Source organism: Allobosea sp. NPDC003192 (genome assembly GCF_050275675.1).
Lineage (GTDB): Bacteria > Pseudomonadota > Alphaproteobacteria > Rhizobiales > Beijerinckiaceae > Allobosea.
The window spans coordinates 99,355-115,693 of sequence record NZ_JBNNPK010000019.1 but is presented as its reverse complement, the minus strand read 5'-3'; the positions used below and the strand labels follow the sequence as shown (position 1 = coordinate 115,693).

The 16,339-nt window shown below is 66.8% G+C and carries 21 protein-coding genes and 1 tRNA gene; 17 read left to right on the top strand and 5 right to left on the bottom strand.

Going from position 1 to position 16,339, the window contains the following annotated elements:
• Positions 1-168: 168 nt before the first annotated feature.
• The 6 genes from ACQKLX_RS22945 to ACQKLX_RS22920 are packed head-to-tail and all read left to right on the top strand — an operon-like array spanning position 169 to position 5,468.
• Entirely contained in the window at positions 169-1,083 is a 915-nt protein-coding gene (locus ACQKLX_RS22945; RefSeq protein WP_427363872.1) for a branched-chain amino acid ABC transporter permease, read from the top strand.
• Positions 1,076-2,098, top strand: a complete 1,023-nt coding sequence (locus tag ACQKLX_RS22940; RefSeq protein WP_427363871.1) for a branched-chain amino acid ABC transporter permease — start codon at positions 1,076-1,078, stop codon at positions 2,096-2,098. The genes ACQKLX_RS22945 and ACQKLX_RS22940 overlap by 8 nt, the downstream gene beginning before the upstream one ends.
• Positions 2,095-2,847 carry an ABC transporter ATP-binding protein gene (locus ACQKLX_RS22935; RefSeq protein WP_427363870.1) on the top strand — a complete coding sequence of 251 codons (753 nt, stop codon included), beginning with the start codon at positions 2,095-2,097 and terminating at the stop codon, positions 2,845-2,847. The genes ACQKLX_RS22940 and ACQKLX_RS22935 overlap by 4 nt, the downstream gene beginning before the upstream one ends.
• Positions 2,847-3,548 carry an ABC transporter ATP-binding protein gene (locus tag ACQKLX_RS22930; protein WP_427363869.1) on the top strand — a complete coding sequence of 234 codons (702 nt, stop codon included), beginning with the start codon at positions 2,847-2,849 and terminating at the stop codon, positions 3,546-3,548. The genes ACQKLX_RS22935 and ACQKLX_RS22930 overlap by 1 nt, the downstream gene beginning before the upstream one ends.
• Entirely contained in the window at positions 3,535-4,650 is a 1,116-nt protein-coding gene (locus ACQKLX_RS22925) for an alpha/beta hydrolase (RefSeq protein WP_427363868.1), read from the top strand. The genes ACQKLX_RS22930 and ACQKLX_RS22925 overlap by 14 nt, the downstream gene beginning before the upstream one ends.
• Positions 4,647-5,468, top strand: coding sequence for an aspartate dehydrogenase (locus tag ACQKLX_RS22920; protein WP_427363867.1), 822 nt, complete (start codon positions 4,647-4,649; stop codon positions 5,466-5,468). The genes ACQKLX_RS22925 and ACQKLX_RS22920 overlap by 4 nt, the downstream gene beginning before the upstream one ends.
• Positions 5,469-5,713: 245 nt before the next feature.
• Here the strand turns inward: ACQKLX_RS22920 and ACQKLX_RS22915 are convergent.
• Positions 5,714-5,800 (bottom strand) — tRNA-Leu (locus tag ACQKLX_RS22915).
• A 181-nt stretch (positions 5,801-5,981) separates the two neighbouring features.
• Between ACQKLX_RS22915 and ACQKLX_RS22910 the strand changes: the two genes are divergently transcribed.
• Positions 5,982-6,983 (top strand): complex I NDUFA9 subunit family protein, encoded by a 1,002-nt coding sequence (locus ACQKLX_RS22910; protein WP_427363866.1) that lies wholly within the window; start codon positions 5,982-5,984, stop codon positions 6,981-6,983.
• A 65-nt stretch (positions 6,984-7,048) separates the two neighbouring features.
• Here the strand turns inward: ACQKLX_RS22910 and ACQKLX_RS22905 are convergent, their stop codons facing one another.
• A complete protein-coding gene (locus ACQKLX_RS22905; protein WP_427363865.1) occupies positions 7,049-8,038 on the bottom strand; it encodes a quinone oxidoreductase family protein in 990 nt (329 codons plus the stop codon).
• Between the two features lie 103 nt (positions 8,039-8,141).
• On the opposite strand from ACQKLX_RS22905, the gene ACQKLX_RS22900 reads away from it, so the two are divergent.
• Positions 8,142-8,528, top strand: a complete 387-nt coding sequence (locus tag ACQKLX_RS22900; RefSeq protein ID WP_427363864.1) for a winged helix-turn-helix transcriptional regulator — start codon at positions 8,142-8,144, stop codon at positions 8,526-8,528.
• Between the two features lie 28 nt (positions 8,529-8,556).
• Here ACQKLX_RS22900 and ACQKLX_RS22895 read toward each other — a convergent pair whose 3' ends face one another.
• Positions 8,557-9,552, bottom strand: coding sequence for a 2-hydroxyacid dehydrogenase (locus ACQKLX_RS22895; protein ID WP_427363863.1), 996 nt, complete (start codon positions 9,550-9,552; stop codon positions 8,557-8,559).
• A gap of 244 nt (positions 9,553-9,796) precedes the next feature.
• Between ACQKLX_RS22895 and ACQKLX_RS22890 the strand changes: the two genes are divergently transcribed.
• Positions 9,797-10,336, top strand: a complete 540-nt coding sequence (locus ACQKLX_RS22890) for an SH3 domain-containing protein (RefSeq protein WP_427363862.1) — start codon at positions 9,797-9,799, stop codon at positions 10,334-10,336.
• 51 nt (positions 10,337-10,387) lie between these two features.
• On the opposite strand, the gene irrA is transcribed toward ACQKLX_RS22890, so the two are convergent.
• The gene (gene irrA, locus ACQKLX_RS22885) at positions 10,388-10,867 is read right to left on the bottom strand and encodes an iron response transcriptional regulator IrrA (RefSeq protein ID WP_427363898.1); all 480 of its coding nucleotides are present in this window, start codon (positions 10,865-10,867) and stop codon (positions 10,388-10,390) included.
• 138 nt (positions 10,868-11,005) lie between these two features.
• Here irrA and ACQKLX_RS22880 point away from each other — a divergent pair, with 138 nt between their 5' ends.
• The 8 genes from ACQKLX_RS22880 to ACQKLX_RS22845 all read left to right on the top strand — a co-directional run bounded on the left by ACQKLX_RS22880 (position 11,006) and on the right by ACQKLX_RS22845 (position 15,940).
• Positions 11,006-11,647, top strand: coding sequence for a LysE family translocator (locus ACQKLX_RS22880; RefSeq protein ID WP_427363861.1), 642 nt, complete (start codon positions 11,006-11,008; stop codon positions 11,645-11,647).
• A gap of 116 nt (positions 11,648-11,763) precedes the next feature.
• Positions 11,764-12,276 carry a 3-hydroxyacyl-[acyl-carrier-protein] dehydratase FabA gene (fabA, locus tag ACQKLX_RS22875; RefSeq protein WP_427363860.1) on the top strand — a complete coding sequence of 171 codons (513 nt, stop codon included), beginning with the start codon at positions 11,764-11,766 and terminating at the stop codon, positions 12,274-12,276.
• Between the two features lie 118 nt (positions 12,277-12,394).
• Positions 12,395-13,621 carry a beta-ketoacyl-ACP synthase I gene (gene fabB, locus ACQKLX_RS22870; RefSeq protein WP_427363859.1) on the top strand — a complete coding sequence of 409 codons (1,227 nt, stop codon included), beginning with the start codon at positions 12,395-12,397 and terminating at the stop codon, positions 13,619-13,621.
• Positions 13,622-13,748: 127 nt separating this feature from the next.
• Entirely contained in the window at positions 13,749-14,039 is a 291-nt protein-coding gene (locus tag ACQKLX_RS22865) for a DUF3303 domain-containing protein (protein WP_427363858.1), read from the top strand.
• 53 nt (positions 14,040-14,092) lie between these two features.
• On the top strand, positions 14,093-14,335 hold the full coding sequence (locus ACQKLX_RS22860) for a type II toxin-antitoxin system VapB family antitoxin (protein ID WP_427363857.1): 243 nt from the start codon (positions 14,093-14,095) through the stop codon (positions 14,333-14,335).
• Positions 14,332-14,742 (top strand): type II toxin-antitoxin system VapC family toxin, encoded by a 411-nt coding sequence (locus ACQKLX_RS22855; RefSeq protein WP_427363856.1) that lies wholly within the window; start codon positions 14,332-14,334, stop codon positions 14,740-14,742. Before ACQKLX_RS22860 ends, ACQKLX_RS22855 begins: the two co-directional genes overlap by 4 nt.
• Before the next feature lie 18 nt (positions 14,743-14,760).
• Positions 14,761-15,594, top strand: a complete 834-nt coding sequence (gene fabI, locus ACQKLX_RS22850; RefSeq protein ID WP_427363855.1) for an enoyl-ACP reductase FabI — start codon at positions 14,761-14,763, stop codon at positions 15,592-15,594.
• Positions 15,595-15,694: 100 nt separating this feature from the next.
• Positions 15,695-15,940 (top strand): DUF2188 domain-containing protein, encoded by a 246-nt coding sequence (locus tag ACQKLX_RS22845; RefSeq protein ID WP_092155432.1) that lies wholly within the window; start codon positions 15,695-15,697, stop codon positions 15,938-15,940.
• An 8-nt stretch (positions 15,941-15,948) separates the two neighbouring features.
• Here the strand turns inward: ACQKLX_RS22845 and ACQKLX_RS22840 are convergent, their stop codons facing one another.
• Complete coding sequence (locus ACQKLX_RS22840; RefSeq protein ID WP_427363854.1) at positions 15,949-16,314, bottom strand: hypothetical protein; 366 nt, start codon at positions 16,312-16,314, stop codon at positions 15,949-15,951.
• Positions 16,315-16,339: the final 25 nt, after the last annotated feature.

Below are 16,339 nucleotides of genomic sequence, written 5' to 3'. Positions count from 1 at the left end.
CTCCTGGAAGGAGAGGGGCAGGGGTGAGGTGTTCGGGAGAGACATCATGAGCCTGAACCCAATCACGCCGCTCGCGTCACTGGTCAAACGGCCTACACCTCACCCTGCCCTCTCCTTACAGGAGAGGGTTCCCCGCGCCCTTGCCGGGGCTGTCCGGTTCCCGCAGCCATGACGCTCGTTCTCGAACAATTGCTCAACGGCCTGCAGTTCGGCGTCATGCTGTTCCTGCTCGCCGCCGGGCTGACCCTGATCTTCGGCATCATGGGCGTGATCAACCTCGCCCATGGCTCGCTCTACATGGTCGGCGCCTATGCGGCCGCCTTTGCCGCGGCCCAGACCGGCTCGGTCCTCATCGCCATCCTGGCCGGCCTTGCGGCTGCTGCGCTGGTCGGCATGGCGATGGAACTGTTCGTGCTGCGCCGGCTCTATGCCCGCGACCATCTCGATCAGGTACTGGCGACCTTCGCCCTGATCCTGATCTTCAACCAGAGCGTGACCTTGCTGTTCGGGCGCCAGCCGCTCTTCGTCTCGGTGCCACCGGCGCTCAACGGCTCGATCGAACTGCTGCCGGGGCTGACCTATCCGATCTACCGGCTGATCATCATCGCGGTCGGCCTTCTCGTCGCACTCGGGCTCTATCTGCTGATCAACCGCACCCGCATCGGCATGCTGGTCCGGGCCGGTGCGACCCATCGCGAGATGGTCCGGGCGCTCGGTGTCGATATCCGCCTGCTCTACACCGCCGTCTTCGGGCTCGGCGCCCTGCTCGCCGGCCTCGCCGGATTGATGGCCGGGCCGATCCTGGCCGTCCAGGTCGGCATGGGCGAGCAGATCCTGATCATGACCTTCGTCGTGGTGGTGATCGGCGGCGTCGGCTCGATCCGCGGCGCCTTTTTCGGCGCGCTTCTCGTCGGACTCGTCGATACCGTGCTGCGCGCCTTCCTGCCCGGCCTGCTGCGCCAAGTCATGGCCGGCTCGGAGGCCGATGCGCTCGGCGCCGGCCTGGCGTCAATGGGCATCTACATGCTGATGGCCGTGGTGCTGCTGGTGCGGCCCAAGGGACTGTTCCCCGCCAATGTCTGAGGACGCCATCACCCATAACGCACCCGCCGCGCCGAGCACCGGCCGCGCGCTGATGTTGCTCGCGCTGGCGCTCGGGCTGATCGCACTGCCCTTCCTGGTTCAGGCGCTTGGCCAGCCCGCGCTGGTGCCGCTGGCGACCCGCGTGCTGATCTATGCGATCGCCGCCGCCAGCCTCAACCTCGCGCTCGGTTTCGGCGGGATGGTTTCGTTCGGGCACGCCGCCTTCTTCGGCGTCGGCGGCTATGTCGTCGGCATCCTCTATCGCAATTACGTCGACGACAGCCTTTTCCTCGGCCTGATCCCGGGCACCAGCCAGCTGCTGATCACGCTGCCGGCCGCGATCCTGGTCGGCGGCCTGCTCGCCCTGCTGATCGGGGCGCTCTGCCTGCGTACCAGTGGCGTGCAGTTCATCATGATCACGCTCGCCTTCGCGCAGATGCTGTTCTTCCTGTTCGTTTCGCTGAAAGCCTATGGCGGCGATGACGGCATGACGATCCGCCGTCGCAACGAGCTGTTCGGCCTCAACACCCGCGACGACATCACCTTCTATTTCATCTGCCTTGCCGTCGCGGCCCTGGTCTTTCTCGTGCTCTGGCGCATCGTCGGCTCGCGCTTCGGCATGGTGCTCGCCGGCATCCGCCAGAATGAGCGGCGCATGGCGGCGATCGGCATCGCGCCCTATCGCTACAAGCTCGCCGCCTTCATGATTTCGGGCATGGGCACCGGCCTCGCCGGCGCGCTGATGGCGAATTATCTGCGCTTCGTCAGCCCCGACATGCTGCACTGGACCAAGTCGGGCGAGCTGATGATCATGGTCATCCTCGGCGGCGTCGGCACCTTGCTCGGCCCGCTCTTTGGCGCTGCCGCCCTCGTCATCCTCGAGACCGTGCTGACTTCCCTTACCGAGCATTGGCAGCTCGTCCTCGGCCCGATCCTGCTGCTCGTCGTCCTGTTCACGCAAGGCGGGCTCAACGGGCTGTTCAGCCGCCTCGGCCTCGGCAGGAGCGAGCGATGAGCCAACCGCTCCTCAGTATCCGCGGCCTGCGCAAGCGCTTCGGCGGCCTGATCGCCACCGACAATGTCGATCTCGATGTCATCGAGGGCGAGATCCACGCTCTGATCGGCCCCAACGGCGCCGGCAAGACCACGCTGCTGACCCAGCTTTTCGGCGAGCTCAGCCATGACGAAGGCGAGATCAGGCTGGAGGGCGAGGCGATCGATGCACTCGCCACGCCGCAGCGTGTCCAGCGCGGCCTCGCCCGCACCTTCCAGATCAACCAGCTGCTGCCGGATTTCAGCATGCTCGACAATGTCGCGCTCGCGGTGCAGGCGCAGCAGGGACACAGTTTCCGCTTCTTTGCCGATGCCCGCCGCGACAAGGGCCTGCGCCAACGCGCCCGCGAGCACCTGACCACCGCCGGCCTCGCCCACCGCGCCGAGGTCAAGGTCGCCGACCTCTCGCATGGCGAGCAGAAGCAGCTCGAATTCGCCATCGCGCTCGCCTGCGAGCCACGCCTGCTGCTGCTCGACGAGCCGATGGCGGGCCTCGGCCATGCCGAGAGCGAGCAGATGGTCGCGATGCTGTCCGGGCTGAAAGGCCGCGTCACCATGCTGCTGGTCGAGCACGACATGGACGCGGTCTTCGCGCTCGCCGACCGGATCTCTGTGCTGGTCTATGGCCGCATCATTGCGACCGGCACGGCGCAGGAAATCCGCGACAACGCGGATGTGCGCACCGCCTATCTCGGCGAGGGGGACGCCTGATGCTGAGCGTGCGCAACCTGCAATCGGCCTATGGCGCCAGCCAGGTGCTGTTCGATGTCGGCCTCGATATCGGCGAGGGCGAGGTCGTCACCCTGCTCGGCCGCAACGGCATGGGCAAGACCACGACGGTGCGCTCGCTGATGGGGCTGTTGTCACCCAAAGGCGGCGAGATCAGCTTCGACGGCCGCAAGCTCAGGGGCAATACGCCGGAAGCGATCGCCCGCTGCGGCATCGGCCTCGTGCCGGAGGGGCGGCAGGTCTTCCCGACGCTGACCGTGCGCGAGAACCTCGTCGCCACCGCAGCAAACCGGCTCGGGCGCTCTTCGCCCTGGACGCTGGAACGGGTCTACGCCCTCTTCCCGCGCCTTCAGGAACGTGCCGGCCAGTCGGCCCGCACCCTCTCGGGCGGCGAGCAGCAGATGCTCGCTGTCGGCCGGGCGCTGATGACCAACCCGAAGCTCCTCATCCTCGACGAGGCGACGGAAGGCCTGGCGCCGGTGATCCGCGCCGAGATCTGGCGCTGCATCGAGGCGCTGAAGGCGCAGGGCCAGTCGATCCTGCTGATCGACAAGAACATCGCCGTGCTGAAGCGCCTCGCCGACCGGCACTACATCATCGAGAAGGGGCGCACGGTCTGGTCGGGCTCCAGCAGCGACCTCGCGGTCAATGCCGAACTGGTGCATCGCTATGTCGGCGTCTGACAACGAGATCGTCGCGCGCAGCCTTGCGAGCGACCCCGTCGAGGCCTTGCGCGATACGCTGAGCGAGATCCTCGCCGGCCTGGTCGCGGCCGGCTGCGGCCCGCATCACCTGACTGGCATGGAGTGGGAGAGCGCGGATCCGGCAGCCTTCCATCTCGCGCGCCATACGGTCGAGCTGGCTTATCGCGAGGTCTTCGCCGGCTTCCGCCCGCCGATCCGGTTGCGACTGGGAGCGGAGCCCGGCCTGATGATCCGCGCCCGCCACGCCACGCCGCAGCCGCTGCCGGATATCGAGGTCGAGGGCTATTCGCTGCGTGAGCTCGGCCGGCAGTACAGCCCGCGCCTGCAGGCTGACATGACAGCGCTGTTCCGGCAATGGAGCAGGGACGGCGCCGCCTTCCGCGCCGGCCATGCCGGGCTCGACCTCGCCTATGGCCCTGGCCGTTTCGAGACGCTCGATCTCTATCGCCCGGCCGGCGTGCGGCGCGCGCCGATCTTCGTCTTCATCCATGGCGGCTACTGGCAGGCTTCGGACAAGCTCCAGCACGCGCAGTTCTCGCAGGGGTTGCTCGATGCCGGTTTCGCCGTCGCTCAGCCGAATTACGGGCTGGCGCCGGATACGCCGCTCGAAGCGAGCATCGCCCAGACCGTGGCGACGCTGAACTTTCTCGTGCGCGAAGCCGACGCCCTCGGTCTCGATCCGGCACAACTGCACATCAGCGGCCATTCCGCTGGCGGCCACCTCGCGGCGATGGCGTTGTGCGATCCCACGGCTCCGCCGGTTGCCTCGGCGCTGCTGCTCTCCGGCCTCTACGATCTGAAACCGCTCGGCCATCTGCCGATCGGGCGCCTGCTCGGCCTCGACGATGGCGAGCGCGCAGTGCGCCTCAGCCCGCTCGGCCGGCCACGCCCCGGCAATGCACGCCTCGCCTTTGCTGTCGGGAAGGGTGAGAGCGAGGCGTTCAAGCGGCAATCGGCGAGGCTGGCTGCGGCATGGCAGGCGCAGGAGCCACTGACCTGCGCCGGACATCACTTCAGCATGCTCGAAGGATTGAATGGCGGCGCGCTGCTCGATCTCGCCTTACGGACGGCAAGACCATGACGGCTCGTCGCCGCAAGCCGCTTCGGATCGCGCTGATCGGCTGGGGCGCGATCAACCGGCACGTCGTCCGGCTGCTGTCGCAATCGGCAGTCGCCCGGGACGTCGCGATCGCCGCCATCGGCTTGCGCTCGCCGGACTGCGCACAGGGCATTCCGGCCGGTGCGGCCCTCTTGACCGATCCGCAGCAGCTTGCCGGGCTCGACCTCGACATCGTCGCGGAAGCGGCGGGCCAGCCGGCTGTCGCGGCGTGGGGCGAGAGCGCCTTGCGACATGCGGGATTATTCGCGGTGACGTCGGCCGGCGCCCTCGCCGACACGACGCTGCTCGACCGCCTCATCGCGGTTGCGGATGCCAATGGCAGCCAGCTCGTCGTCACGCCCGGCGCGCTCGCCGGCATCGATGCGCTCGCGGCGGCCTCAGCGCTGCCGCTCGACGAGGTCGTCCATGGCATCGTCAAGCCGCCGGCAGCCTGGCGAGGCACGCCGGCCGAAAGCCTCGTCGCGCTCGACGACCTGACCGAGCCGGTCAGCTTCTTCACGGGCTCGGCCCGCGAGGCGGCCCAGTGCTTTCCCCAGAACGCCAACGTCGCGGTGATCTCGGCGCTTGCCGGCATCGGTCTCGAGCGGACACGCGTCGAGCTCGTCGCCGACCCCGGCATCACCGCAAACTGTCACCGTCTGAGCGCGCGCGGCGCCTTCGGCCGCCTGAGCGTCACCATCGAGAACCGGCCGCTCGCCGACAATCCGAAATCGTCGGAAATGGCGGCGCTCAGCCTGGTGCGGGTGATCGGCAACCGCGTCAGCCCGCTCTGCCGGTAAGTCCCGGCCCTCGGGCTGAGGAACGGGACCGTGCCGCCGCTGATGTCCAAGGCCGCACACAATCCGGCCGTCTGACTGTCGAGGTGCCTGGAGCGATCTCGATGTCGGGGGGGAACAGAGCCGTGCCGGCGAAAAGCCCGGAACATCGAATGGGCCCTGATGTGAAACCGCGATACGAAAGCGGATGTCACATAGACCCTTGATGTCAGCTAAGGTGCTGACAAACCACCACTCTGGTAGCTGAGTGGTGCCCAGGAGAGGACTCGAACCTCCACGCCCTTGCGAGCGCCAGCACCTGAAGCTGGTGCGTCTACCAATTCCGCCACCTGGGCAACGGCGGTTCGTTTACGGGGGCCGAACGCGGCTGTCAACGGGCCAAGCCGGCTTTTTGACAACGATGTGTCGGACCGCTCATCGGCGGCACCGCGCCGCCTTCACAGCCGCGACGCGATGAACTAGGACAGGCACGATAGTTTCAGTTTTCAGCGCTTCCAAACGGAGCTTCGCGTCATCATGACGGTCCTGCCTCCCGCTTCGCAACTCGTCACGGTCTTCGGCGGCTCGGGCTTCCTTGGGCGGCATGTCGTGCGGGCGCTGGCGCGGCGCGGCTACCGCGTGCGCGTCGCCGTGCGCCGCCCCGATCTCGCCGGCTTCCTGCAGCCGCTCGGCATCGTCGGCCAGGTCACCGCGGTGCAGGCCAATCTGCGTTATCCCGATTCGGTCGCGGCCGCCGTCAAGGGCGCCGACGCGGTGATCAACCTCGTCGGCATCATGCAGGAGAAGGGCCGGCAGAACTTCTCCTCGGTGCAGGCGCAGGGCACACGCTCGGTGGCGCAGGCCTGTGCGCAGTTCGGCGTCGACCGGCTGATCCAGGTCTCGGCGCTCGGCGCGAACGCCGAATCGAAATCGGCCTATGCCCGCAGCAAGGCGGAAGGCGAGGCGGCGGTCCATGCCTTGGTCAAGCAGGCGATCGTGCTGCGCCCTTCGGTGATGTTCGGTCCGGAGGACACCTTCTTCAACCGCTTCGCCTCGCTGGTGCGGATGCTGCCGGTACTGCCGCTCGCCGGCGCAGAGACCAGGTTCCAGCCGGTCTTCGTCGGAGATGTCGCCGAGGCGATCGCGCGCGCCGTCGACGGCAAGGTCGAAGGCGGCAAGATCTATGAGCTCGGCGGGCCGCAGGTGAAGACGCTGCGCGAACTCGTCGACTATGTCTGCGAGGTCACCGGCCGCAAGCGCCTGATCGCGCCGATGCCGTTCGGCCTCGCCCGCCTGCAGGGCCAGGTCCTGGAGATCGCGGACATGCTGACGCTCGGCCTGATGCCGAACGAGCTCGTCCTGACGCGCGACCAGGTCAGCCTGCTCGAGAGCGACAACACCGTCTCCGCGACGGCCGAGAAGGAGAGCCGGACCCTGCACGGGCTCGGCATCGCCCCCGTTTCGTACGAAGCCGAGGTGCCCGGCTATCTCTGGCGCTTCCGCAAGGCCGGCCAGTTCGCCACCGCCCGCGCCAGCTGAGGTTTTTTATCAAATCTTCTTCACGCGAGCCGGCATCTGCTTCGCTCGAAAATGCTCTGACGCCGTCAGGGCTCCAGCACCAGCTTGCCGGCCGTGCGCCGGCTTTCCAGCGCCGCATGGGCGGCGCTCGCCTGTGCTAGCGGAAAACTGGTGCCGGGCAGCAGCTTGAGTTCGCCGGAGAGCGCGAGCGCAAACAAGTCGCCGAGCTCGCTGGCGAGGCGCGTGGGCGCCAGATGCGGCAGCAGCGAGAAGCCCGTGATCGTGCGATTGCCGAAGATCAACGTCTTCAGCGCTTCAGCATCCGGCCGGAAGTCGGCGAGCGAGAGCGGACCGTAGAGCACGAGGCGGCCGAAGGGCGCGAGCAGCGCCAGGCATTGCGCCGGGATGTCGCCGCCGGAGGCATCGAAGATCAGATCGGGACCGGCGCCACCAGTTGCGGCGCGAACCTGCTCGGACCAGTCGGCTTGCGTGTAGTCGACACCGGCATCGGCGCCCAGCTCTTGCGCGAGAGCCAGCTTCTCGGCCGAGCTCGCCATGGCGATGACCCGCTTTGCGCCGCCGCGCTTCGCCAGTTGGATCAGCAGGCTGCCGACGCCGCCGGCAGCGGCACTGATCAGGACAGTGCGCCCAGCCGACGGATGGCTGCGCAGCAGATGCAGCGCGGTCAGGCCCTGGACTTGCAATGCGACGGCAGCGGCGAAGGAGATCTCATCCGGTAGGCGCGCGACGGCATCGGCTTTGACCGCGACGTACTCGGCATAGCCGCCGCTCTGCACGCCGGCGACATAGAGCGCGGCGGCGATCCGGTCACCGACCGAAAGGTTGGTCACGCCTTCGCCTAGCGCCGCGATGGCACCGGCGATCTCGACACCGGGGATGAAGGGCAGCGGCGGCGTCACCGCATAACGGTCCTGTCGCATCATCACCTCGAAGAAATTGACGCCGACGGCGCCGACCTTGATCAGCACCTCGCCGGGGCCGGGTGAGGGCGTATCGACCTCGACGACCTCGAGCACTTCGGGGCCACCGAAGCGGCTGTACTGGACGGCTTTCATGGGCTGGCCTCACGCGAAAGGGATGAGCGTGGGCGGCGTTCTGGGCTAGGATGCCGGCTGATGACTACACACCGATTTGTGTGCTGCAGACCAAGAGGTGAGCATGGCCGATCCGATGAAGCGCCTGCCGATGCTGCCGGTCGAGCGGGCGCTCAAGGTGATCTCCGGCCGCTGGAAGGCCGTGATCCTCTACCAGCTCTTCGATGGGCCCAAGCGCCTGTCGGAATTGCAGAAGCGCATTCCCGCGATCACCCAGAAGGTGCTGATCCAGCAATTGCGCGAGATGGAGGAGCACGGCCTCGTCAGCCGCGAGGTCGTCGCGCAGGTGCCGGCGCGCGTCGACTATGCGGCGACGCCGCTCGGCCAGAGTCTTGCCCCGGTGATCGCGACGCTGTGCGACTGGGGGCGCCGCCATGCCGCCGATCTCGGCGAACTCGATACGCTGTCTGAATGCCGCTACCGCCCGGGAGCGCGGCCCGAGGCGGCCTGAGCGAAGACGCAGCCGTTCTGGCGAAATCTCAGAGCATGCTGGGCAGGACGCGGTCCGGCGGCTTGTGCCCGTCCATGAAGGTCTTGATGTTGACGATGACCTTCTCGCCCATATCGGCGCGGCCTTCATGCGTGGCCGAGCCCATATGCGGCAAAACCACGACGCGGTGCTGGCGGGCGAGCTTGAGCAGGCGCGGATTGACCGCCGGCTCGTGCTCGAACACGTCGAGCCCGGCACCGGCGAGCTCGCCGGCTTCCAGCATGCGCGAGAGCGCCGATTCGTCGACGATCTCGCCGCGCGCCGTGTTCACCAGGATGGCGTCGGGCTTCATCAGCTTGAGGCGGCGAGCAGAGAGCAGATGGTAGGTCGCCGGCGTGTGCGGGCAGTTGACCGAGACGACATCCATCCGCGCCAGCATCTGGTCGAGCGAATCCCAATAGGTCGCGTCGAGCGCCTCCTCGATGCGCGAATCGAGCCGGCGGCGGTTGTGATAGTGGATCGACAGGCCGAAGGCGGCGGCGCGCTTCGCCAGCGCCTGGCCGATCCGGCCCATGCCGACGATGCCGAGACGCTTGCCGGTGATGCGGCGGCCGAGCATCCAGTTCGGCGACCAGCCGGCCCATTCGTCGTCAGTGATGATGCGGGCGCCTTCGGCGATGCGCCGGGCGACGGCGAGGATCAGCGCCATCGTCATGTCGGCGGTGTCGTCGGTCAGCACGCCCGGCGTGTTGGTCACGGTGATGCCGCGCTGCACGGCGCTGGCGACGTCGATATTGTCGACGCCATTGCCGAAATTGGCGATCAGGCGCAATTGGTCGCCGGCTTGGGCGATCAGGGCGGCATCGATCTTGTCAGTCACGGTCGGGACCAGCACGTCGGCGGTCTTCATCGCCTCGACCAAAGCGGCCTGGCTCATCGGGGCGTCGTCGAGATTGAGCCTGGCGTCGAAGAGCTCGCGCATGCGCGTCTCGACCACGGCCGGCAGCTTGCGCGTGACCACGACCAGGGGCTTCTTCTTCGACATGGGCAGCTCCTTGAAGACCCCTCAGGCTCCGATATTGCCGGTACCGCGCTTGTTGGGCGCGACCAGTGGCCGCACTGTCGCCATTCCGCCTCAACCCCCCATTAACCGAGGCGCATCAGGAATTGAGTCGGACAGTTTCGACGATCGGCGGCCGTCTCGTTCTCTAGCAGCGTTGCGGCGGAACACAACCTGACCCTTTGGGGCGCAGTGCGCCACCGAACGGGCAGGGCGAGGAGTGGGTTGGATGACGGGTAAAGGAATGCGGGGTCGGCTCGGCCTTCTGCTTGCGGCGGCGGGCTTTGCCCTGCTGGCGACGTCGGGCACGGCGCAGGAGGTCGCGAACGGCCCGGTCTCCGGCCTGCCACTGCCGCGCTATGTCAGCCTGAAGTCGGACCGGGTCAATCTGCGCGAGGGCCCTTCCAAGGAGCACCGCACCAGCTGGGTGTTCCAGCGCGCCGGCCTGCCGGTCGAGATCACCGCCGAATTCGAGACCTGGCGCCGCGTGCGCGACGCCGACGGGACCGAGGGCTGGGTGCTGCACAGCCTGCTCTCAGGGCGTCGCACCGTTCTGGTCTCGCCCTGGTCGAAGAACAAGAGCGAGACCTTCTCGCTGCGCGAAACGACCAGCGAAAGCGCGCCGGTGGTCGCGACGCTGGAGCCCGGCGTCATCGCCAACGTGCAGTCCTGCCAGAATGCCTGGTGCCGCGTCACAGTCAGCAAGATCGCCGGCTATATCAAGCAGGACCGGCTCTGGGGCGTCTATCCGAACGAGAGCGTGCAATAGCGCTACGGCTCGGCAAAAGGCGAAAGGCCAAAGTTTGCGCTTCTGCCGCGTTCAGGCGCCGATCTTGCGCAGCCTGACGACGACGTCGACCCGGCTGATCTCGTAGCCGTCGGGCGCAGGAGGCAGTGCGGCGACGTCGACCGCCGAGGCCGGGATGTCGATGACCTTGTCCTCGCCGTCGACCACGAAATGGTGATGGTCGCTGTTGTCGGTGTCGAAGAAGGTCTTGGCGCCGTCGATGGCGAGCTCGCGCAGCAGGCCAGCTTGCGTGAACTGATGCAGCGTATTGTAGACCGTCGCGAGCGAAACCGGCACGCGTGCCTTCATCGCCTCCTCATAGAGCATTTCGGCGCTGATGTGACGGTCACCCTTGGCGAAGAGCAGCCAGCCGAGCGAGACGCGCTGACGCGTCGGCCGCAGGCCCACCCGGCGCAGCTTCTGGCGCACATCGTGGAAGGGGCAGCCCTGCCGTGCGTCCGATCCGTAGCCCTGGTCCTGCGTCTGGCCGTCCATGCCGCGCGTCGTCTCCATGAACCGTCCCATGATCGGGACATCATCGTTTAGATTCGATGTAAGGCCTTGGCTACCTAGCCGCAAGCATAGCGGCGCTGCTGACAGGCTTGGGCGTGGGATGTTGGCAGGAAACGGGCGCCTTTCCGGAGCGCTCACATGCCCGATACCGCCCTGCTCTGGCTGTTCTTCTCCCTCGTCTTGGGCGTCATCATCGTGCCGGGCATGGACATGACCTTCGTGCTCGCCAATGCGCTGGCGGGCGGGCGCCGGCTCGGACTTTGCGCCACGGCCGGTGTCGTCGCCGGCGGCGTGGCGCATGTCCTGGTCGGCGCCTTCGGCGTCGGTGCGCTGCTGAAGCTGGTTCCGGCGCTGTTCAACGTCCTGCTGCTCTCAGGCGCTGCCTATGTCGCCTGGATCGGGCTCGCTTTGCTGCGTAGCGGTGCGTCTCTGGGTGCCATTCCTGCGGCGCGGAGCCGCGACGCATCAGCGGCCTTCCGGCAGGGCATGCTGACCTGCCTGCTCAACCCGAAGGCCTATCTCTTCATGTTCGCGGTGTTCCCGCAGTTCCTGCGGCCGGAGGCCGGCGGAATCTGGCTGCAGGCGGTGATCCTCGGGGCGATCATCGCCGTGACACAGTTCGGCGTCTATGGTGGGCTGGCTATCGCTGCGGACGGCGGCAGGGGCGCGCTCGCCGGGCATCCCAGGGCCGAGGCCGCTCTCGGTCGTGTCGTGGGCGCGCTGCTGATCGTCGTCGCTGTGATCACGCTCGTCGAGGGCTGGCGCAGCCTCGCCGGCTGATCTTCCACGGCAGAGGCTGCCTTGCGCCCTTTCGTTCCGCAGCGACACCGTGTTAGGCACGGTGCATCGGGAGTTGGCCGCCGGATCTTGGCGGCCGCAAGGGAGTGAAGTCGGATATGGAGCGGCAATCGTCATTCAGCTACGAAGAGATCCTCGCTTGCGGGCGCGGTGAGCTCTTCGGGCCGGGCAATGCGCAGCTGCCGCTGCCGCCGATGCTGATGTTCGACCGTATCACGCAGATCGCGGAAGAGGGTGGCGAGCACGGCAAGGGCATGGTGCGGGCCGAGCTCGACGTGCGCCCCGACCTCTGGTTCTTCGGCTGCCATTTCAAGGGCGATCCGGTGATGCCGGGCTGCCTGGGCCTCGATGCGCTCTGGCAGCTCACCGGCTTCTTCCTCGGCTGGCTCGGCCTGCCCGGCCGCGGCCGGGCGCTCGGCGTCGGCGAGGTCAAGTTCGCCGACCAGGTGCTGCCTTCAGTCAAGCACGTCGTCTATGGCGTCGATTTCAAGCGCGTCTTCAAGTCCAAGCTGGTCCTCGGCATCGCCGATGGCTGGCTCGAAGCTGACGGGAAGCGTATCTATACGACGACCGATATGCGCGTCGGCCTGTTCAAGCCCGAAGCGGCCTGAGCAAAATAGCCTCGACGCCTTGCCTTCGCTGCCTGCGCAGTCCATGTGCGCGGGTAGCGATCTACCATAGGTCCGGGGTTGGCCTCCCGGCCCGTCACCAAAGAGCCGGAGAAGCAGCATGAGACGCGTTGTGGTCACCGGGATGGGCATCGTCTCGTCCATCGGCAACAATACGCAGGAAGTGCTGGCCTCGCTGCGCGAGGCCAAGTCCGGCATCTCCTATGCGGCTGATTTCGCCGAGCACGGCTTCCGCAGCCGTGTCGCCGGCGTGCCTTCGCTCGATCCCGCGACGGTGCTCGACCGCCGCGCCATGCGTTTTCATGGCGGCGGCTCGGCCTGGAACCAGGTCGCGATGGAGCAAGCGATCCGCGACGCCGGGCTGGAAGACAAAGAGATCAGCCATGAGCGCACCGGCATCATCATGGGTTCCGGCGGTCCCTCGACCCGCGCCCTGATCGACGCCTATGACAAGGCGCGCGAGAGCGGCTCGTCCAAGAAGGTCGGCCCCTTCGCGGTGCCCAAGGGCATGTCCTCGACCGCTTCGGCGACGCTGGCGACCTGGTTCAAGATCAAGGGCGTCAACTATTCGATCTCCTCGGCCTGCGCGACCTCGAACCATTGCATCGGCAACGCCTACGAGCTGATCCAGTGGGGCAAGCAGGATGTGATCTTCGCCGGCGGCTGCGAGGAGCTCGACTGGACGCTTTCCGTGTTGTTCGACGGCATGGGCGCGATGTCGTCCGACTTCAACGAGACGCCCGCGGTCGCCTCGCGCGCTTATGACGCGAAGCGCGACGGCTTCGTCATCGCCGGCGGCGCCGGCGTCGTCGTGCTGGAGGAGCTCGAGCACGCCAAGGCGCGCGGCGCCCGCATCTATGGCGAGGTCGTCGGCTATGGCGCGACGTCGGACGGCTACGACATGGTCGCCCCGTCCGGCGAGGGCGCCGAGCGCTGCATGCGCATGGCGCTTGATGGCGTGAAGGCCAAGATCGACTACATCAACCCGCACGGCACCTCGACCCCGGTCGGCGATGCCAAGGAGATCGAGGCGATCCGTACGGTCTTCGGCGCCGGCGAGAAGAGCCCGCCGATCTCGGCGACCAAGTCGCTGACCGGTCATTCGCTGGGGGCCACCGGCGTGCAGGAGGCGATCTACTCGCTCCTGATGCTCAACAACGACTTCATCTGCGAGAGCGCCCATATCGAGGAGCTCGACCCGGCCTTCGCCGACATGCCGATCGTGCGCAAGCGCATCGACAATGCCGGCCTCGGCTGCGTGCTCTCCAACTCGTTCGGCTTCGGCGGCACCAACGCCACCATCGTGATGAAGCGCCTCGAAGCCTGAGAGACCTTCGATAATTCTACCAGCGTGGCCGTGTGGCACGGCCGCCTGCGCTTCCGGTGCTCACGGACAAAGTCCGCTCCGCTCCGGTTCTCGGCAACCACGCCAGCCGACGCACGCTGGCGAATTCTTGGAAGGTCTCTCCGCCATGCTGTTCATGGTGATCGAGCATTTCGACCAAGCGCAGGTGAAGGAGATCTACACCCGCTTTCACAAGCATGGCCGGATGATGCCTGAGGGGCTGACCTATATCGACAGCTGGATCTCGGCCGATTTCGCCCGCTGCTTCCAGGTCATGCAGTGCGACGACGTCACCAAGCTGCAGGAATGGGTGCTGGCCTGGGGCGACCTCGCCCGCTTCGAGATCGTGCCGCTGGCGAGCTCGAAGGACACGGCCGAGGCCGTGAGGAAGCACCTCTGACGTGACAGGTGGCGTCTAGATGGCTATATGCTTTGTCTAGACGGGATATCCAGATGGCGTTCCACATTCGCGATCCGAGAACCGACAAGGCGGTGCGGCAGCTTGCAGCCCGCAAAGGCGTGAGTATGACCGAGGCCGTGCGTGAGGCCGTCGAAAGCGAGCTTTCGAAGCTCGATGAGGACAAGCGGCCGATGCTCGAGCGCATCCGGGATATCCAGGAGCGCGTCGCCGCTTATCCGAAGACCGGCTTGCAGGCCGACAAGGCGTTCTACGATTGGCTGTCGGGCGACGAATGATCTATGTCGATGCCTCGGCGATCGTCGCCATGATCCTTGGCGAGCCGGATGCAGCTGACATCGCCGCAGCGCTCGATGAGGGCGATGCCGCAATCACCTCGGCCTTGGCGATCTATGAGGCGTCGCTCGCGATCGCGCGGGTCAATGCCATCCCAGCGGCCCTCGCCAGGGAAGAGATCCATCTCAGCTTGAGCCGAATGTCGATCGCCGTCACGCCGATCGACGAGAGCCAAGGCGATATCGCCGTGTCCGCCTTCGATCGTTTCGGCAAGGGGCGCCACCCGGCTGCTCTGAACATGGGCGATTGCTTCGCTTATGCCTGTACGGTCGTCCATGACGCCCGCATCCTGTTCAAGGGGCAGGATTTCAGCCAAACAGACCTGCCTTCCGCCCGCTCCGGTCCGTAAACACGAATAGTGGTTCCCATGCTCCCCCTGATGCACAACAAGCGCGGCCTCGTCATGGGCGTCGCCAACCAGAACTCGATCGCCTGGGGCATTGCCCGGACCCTGCATGCGCATGGCGCCGAGATGGCCTTCACCTATCAGGGCGAGGCGCTGGGCAAGCGCGTCAAGCCGCTGGCCGAGAGCATCGGCTCGAAGCTGGTGATCCCCTGCGATGTCGAGGACGTCGGAACCGTCGATGCCGCCTTCGCCGCGATCGACGAGGCCTGGGGCGGCGATCCCGAGCGCAATACGCTCGACTTCCTGATCCACGCCATCGGCTTCTCCGACAAGAACGAGCTCAAGGGGCTCTATGCCGACACCAGCCGCGAGAACTTCTCGCGCACCATGGTGATCTCCTGCTTCTCGTTCACCGAAGCCGCCAAGCGCGCTGCCGCGCGCATGCCGAGCGGCGGCAGCATGATCACGCTGACCTATAGCGGCTCGAACCGCGTGATGCCGAACTACAACGTCATGGGCGTCGCCAAGGCGGCGCTGGAGGCGAGCATGCGCTATCTCGCCGCCGACTACGGGCCAAAGGGCATCCGGGTGAACGCGCTCTCGCCCGGGCCGGTGCGCACGCTGGCTGGGGCCGGCATCTCGGACGCGCGCGCCATGTACTCCTGGCAGCGCGCCAACTCGCCGCTGCGCAAGTCGGTGACGCTGGAGGAGATCGGCGGCTCGGCGCTCTACTATCTTTCCGATCTCTCGGGCGGCGTCACCGGCGAGGTCCACCATATCGACGCCGGCTACCACATCACCCAGATGCCGGTGCTGGAGGGCTTGCGCGCTGCCGACACCGGCAACGGCGACTGAGCGAGGCTCTTTCGCCGCTCCTCGAGCGGGGCTATCCTTCAGGCTGGTGGAACCTGGGGCGTGCGCCATTGGTTCGGTCAGTGAGCCATGGAGGACGCTCATGGTCACGGTGAAATACGAGATCGTCCAGCACGATGGCGGCTGGGCCTACAAGGTCGGCGACGCTCTTTCGGAGACCTTCCGCTCGCATGATGCAGCGTTGAAGGCGGCGAACAAGGCGGCTGCCCGCCAGAAGCGGCCGGGCGTCACCGATGGCATCGTCTATCAGGACGCCAAGGGCGAATGGCACGAAGAGCTGGCCGATGGCCGTGACCGGCCCAATACCCGGATCGTTGACGGCGGCTGAGCCGGACCTCACCGCTGTGTGAAGAAGGTCAGCAGCACCTTGCCCTTCTCACCGAGCAGGCAGAGGAAGCGGCGCGGCTTGTCGGATTTGTCGGTCTTCAGATAGGCCTCGCCCATGATGATGCGCGTCACCGGCGTGTCCTCGACCTTGGTCTCCGCCACCGCAACGGTCAGCCCGTCCTCATCGATATAGATGTCCTTGATCTCGGGCTCACGCGCCGTCAGCGCCGCCATCGCCGTCGCCTTGCAGGCGGAGAGCTCGGGCGAAGACGGCTTTTCCGGGGTGGCGGGGGAAGTGGGTGCGGCGTTCTGGGCGCAGGCCGGAGCCGCGAACAGGGCGAAAAGCGCAGCAGTGCAGATGGTCTTGCGGAGCATGTGAACCTCGGTTGTTGCCGAGGTT

What these genes read in the sequence shown, in the direction of transcription:
- ACQKLX_RS22945 (WP_427363872.1), top strand. Translation starts at nt 169, where the DNA reads ATGACGCTCGTTCTCGAACAATTGCTCAACGGCCTGCAGTTCGGCGTC.
- ACQKLX_RS22940 (WP_427363871.1), top strand. Translation starts at nt 1,076, where the DNA reads ATGTCTGAGGACGCCATCACCCATAACGCACCCGCCGCGCCGAGCACC.
- ACQKLX_RS22935 (WP_427363870.1), top strand. Translation starts at nt 2,095, where the DNA reads ATGAGCCAACCGCTCCTCAGTATCCGCGGCCTGCGCAAGCGCTTCGGC.
- ACQKLX_RS22930 (WP_427363869.1), top strand. Translation starts at nt 2,847, where the DNA reads ATGCTGAGCGTGCGCAACCTGCAATCGGCCTATGGCGCCAGCCAGGTG.
- ACQKLX_RS22925 (WP_427363868.1), top strand. Translation starts at nt 3,535, where the DNA reads ATGTCGGCGTCTGACAACGAGATCGTCGCGCGCAGCCTTGCGAGCGAC.
- ACQKLX_RS22920 (WP_427363867.1), top strand. Translation starts at nt 4,647, where the DNA reads ATGACGGCTCGTCGCCGCAAGCCGCTTCGGATCGCGCTGATCGGCTGG.
- ACQKLX_RS22910 (WP_427363866.1), top strand. Translation starts at nt 5,982, where the DNA reads ATGACGGTCCTGCCTCCCGCTTCGCAACTCGTCACGGTCTTCGGCGGC.
- ACQKLX_RS22905 (WP_427363865.1), bottom strand. Translation starts at nt 8,038, where the DNA reads ATGAAAGCCGTCCAGTACAGCCGCTTCGGTGGCCCCGAAGTGCTCGAG.
- ACQKLX_RS22900 (WP_427363864.1), top strand. Translation starts at nt 8,142, where the DNA reads ATGGCCGATCCGATGAAGCGCCTGCCGATGCTGCCGGTCGAGCGGGCG.
- ACQKLX_RS22895 (WP_427363863.1), bottom strand. Translation starts at nt 9,552, where the DNA reads ATGTCGAAGAAGAAGCCCCTGGTCGTGGTCACGCGCAAGCTGCCGGCC.
- ACQKLX_RS22890 (WP_427363862.1), top strand. Translation starts at nt 9,797, where the DNA reads ATGACGGGTAAAGGAATGCGGGGTCGGCTCGGCCTTCTGCTTGCGGCG.
- irrA (WP_427363898.1), bottom strand. Translation starts at nt 10,867, where the DNA reads ATGGAGACGACGCGCGGCATGGACGGCCAGACGCAGGACCAGGGCTAC.
- ACQKLX_RS22880 (WP_427363861.1), top strand. Translation starts at nt 11,006, where the DNA reads ATGCCCGATACCGCCCTGCTCTGGCTGTTCTTCTCCCTCGTCTTGGGC.
- fabA (WP_427363860.1), top strand. Translation starts at nt 11,764, where the DNA reads ATGGAGCGGCAATCGTCATTCAGCTACGAAGAGATCCTCGCTTGCGGG.
- fabB (WP_427363859.1), top strand. Translation starts at nt 12,395, where the DNA reads ATGAGACGCGTTGTGGTCACCGGGATGGGCATCGTCTCGTCCATCGGC.
- ACQKLX_RS22860 (WP_427363857.1), top strand. Translation starts at nt 14,093, where the DNA reads ATGGCGTTCCACATTCGCGATCCGAGAACCGACAAGGCGGTGCGGCAG.
- ACQKLX_RS22855 (WP_427363856.1), top strand. Translation starts at nt 14,332, where the DNA reads ATGATCTATGTCGATGCCTCGGCGATCGTCGCCATGATCCTTGGCGAG.
- fabI (WP_427363855.1), top strand. Translation starts at nt 14,761, where the DNA reads ATGCTCCCCCTGATGCACAACAAGCGCGGCCTCGTCATGGGCGTCGCC.
- ACQKLX_RS22845 (WP_092155432.1), top strand. Translation starts at nt 15,695, where the DNA reads ATGGTCACGGTGAAATACGAGATCGTCCAGCACGATGGCGGCTGGGCC.
- ACQKLX_RS22840 (WP_427363854.1), bottom strand. Translation starts at nt 16,314, where the DNA reads ATGCTCCGCAAGACCATCTGCACTGCTGCGCTTTTCGCCCTGTTCGCG.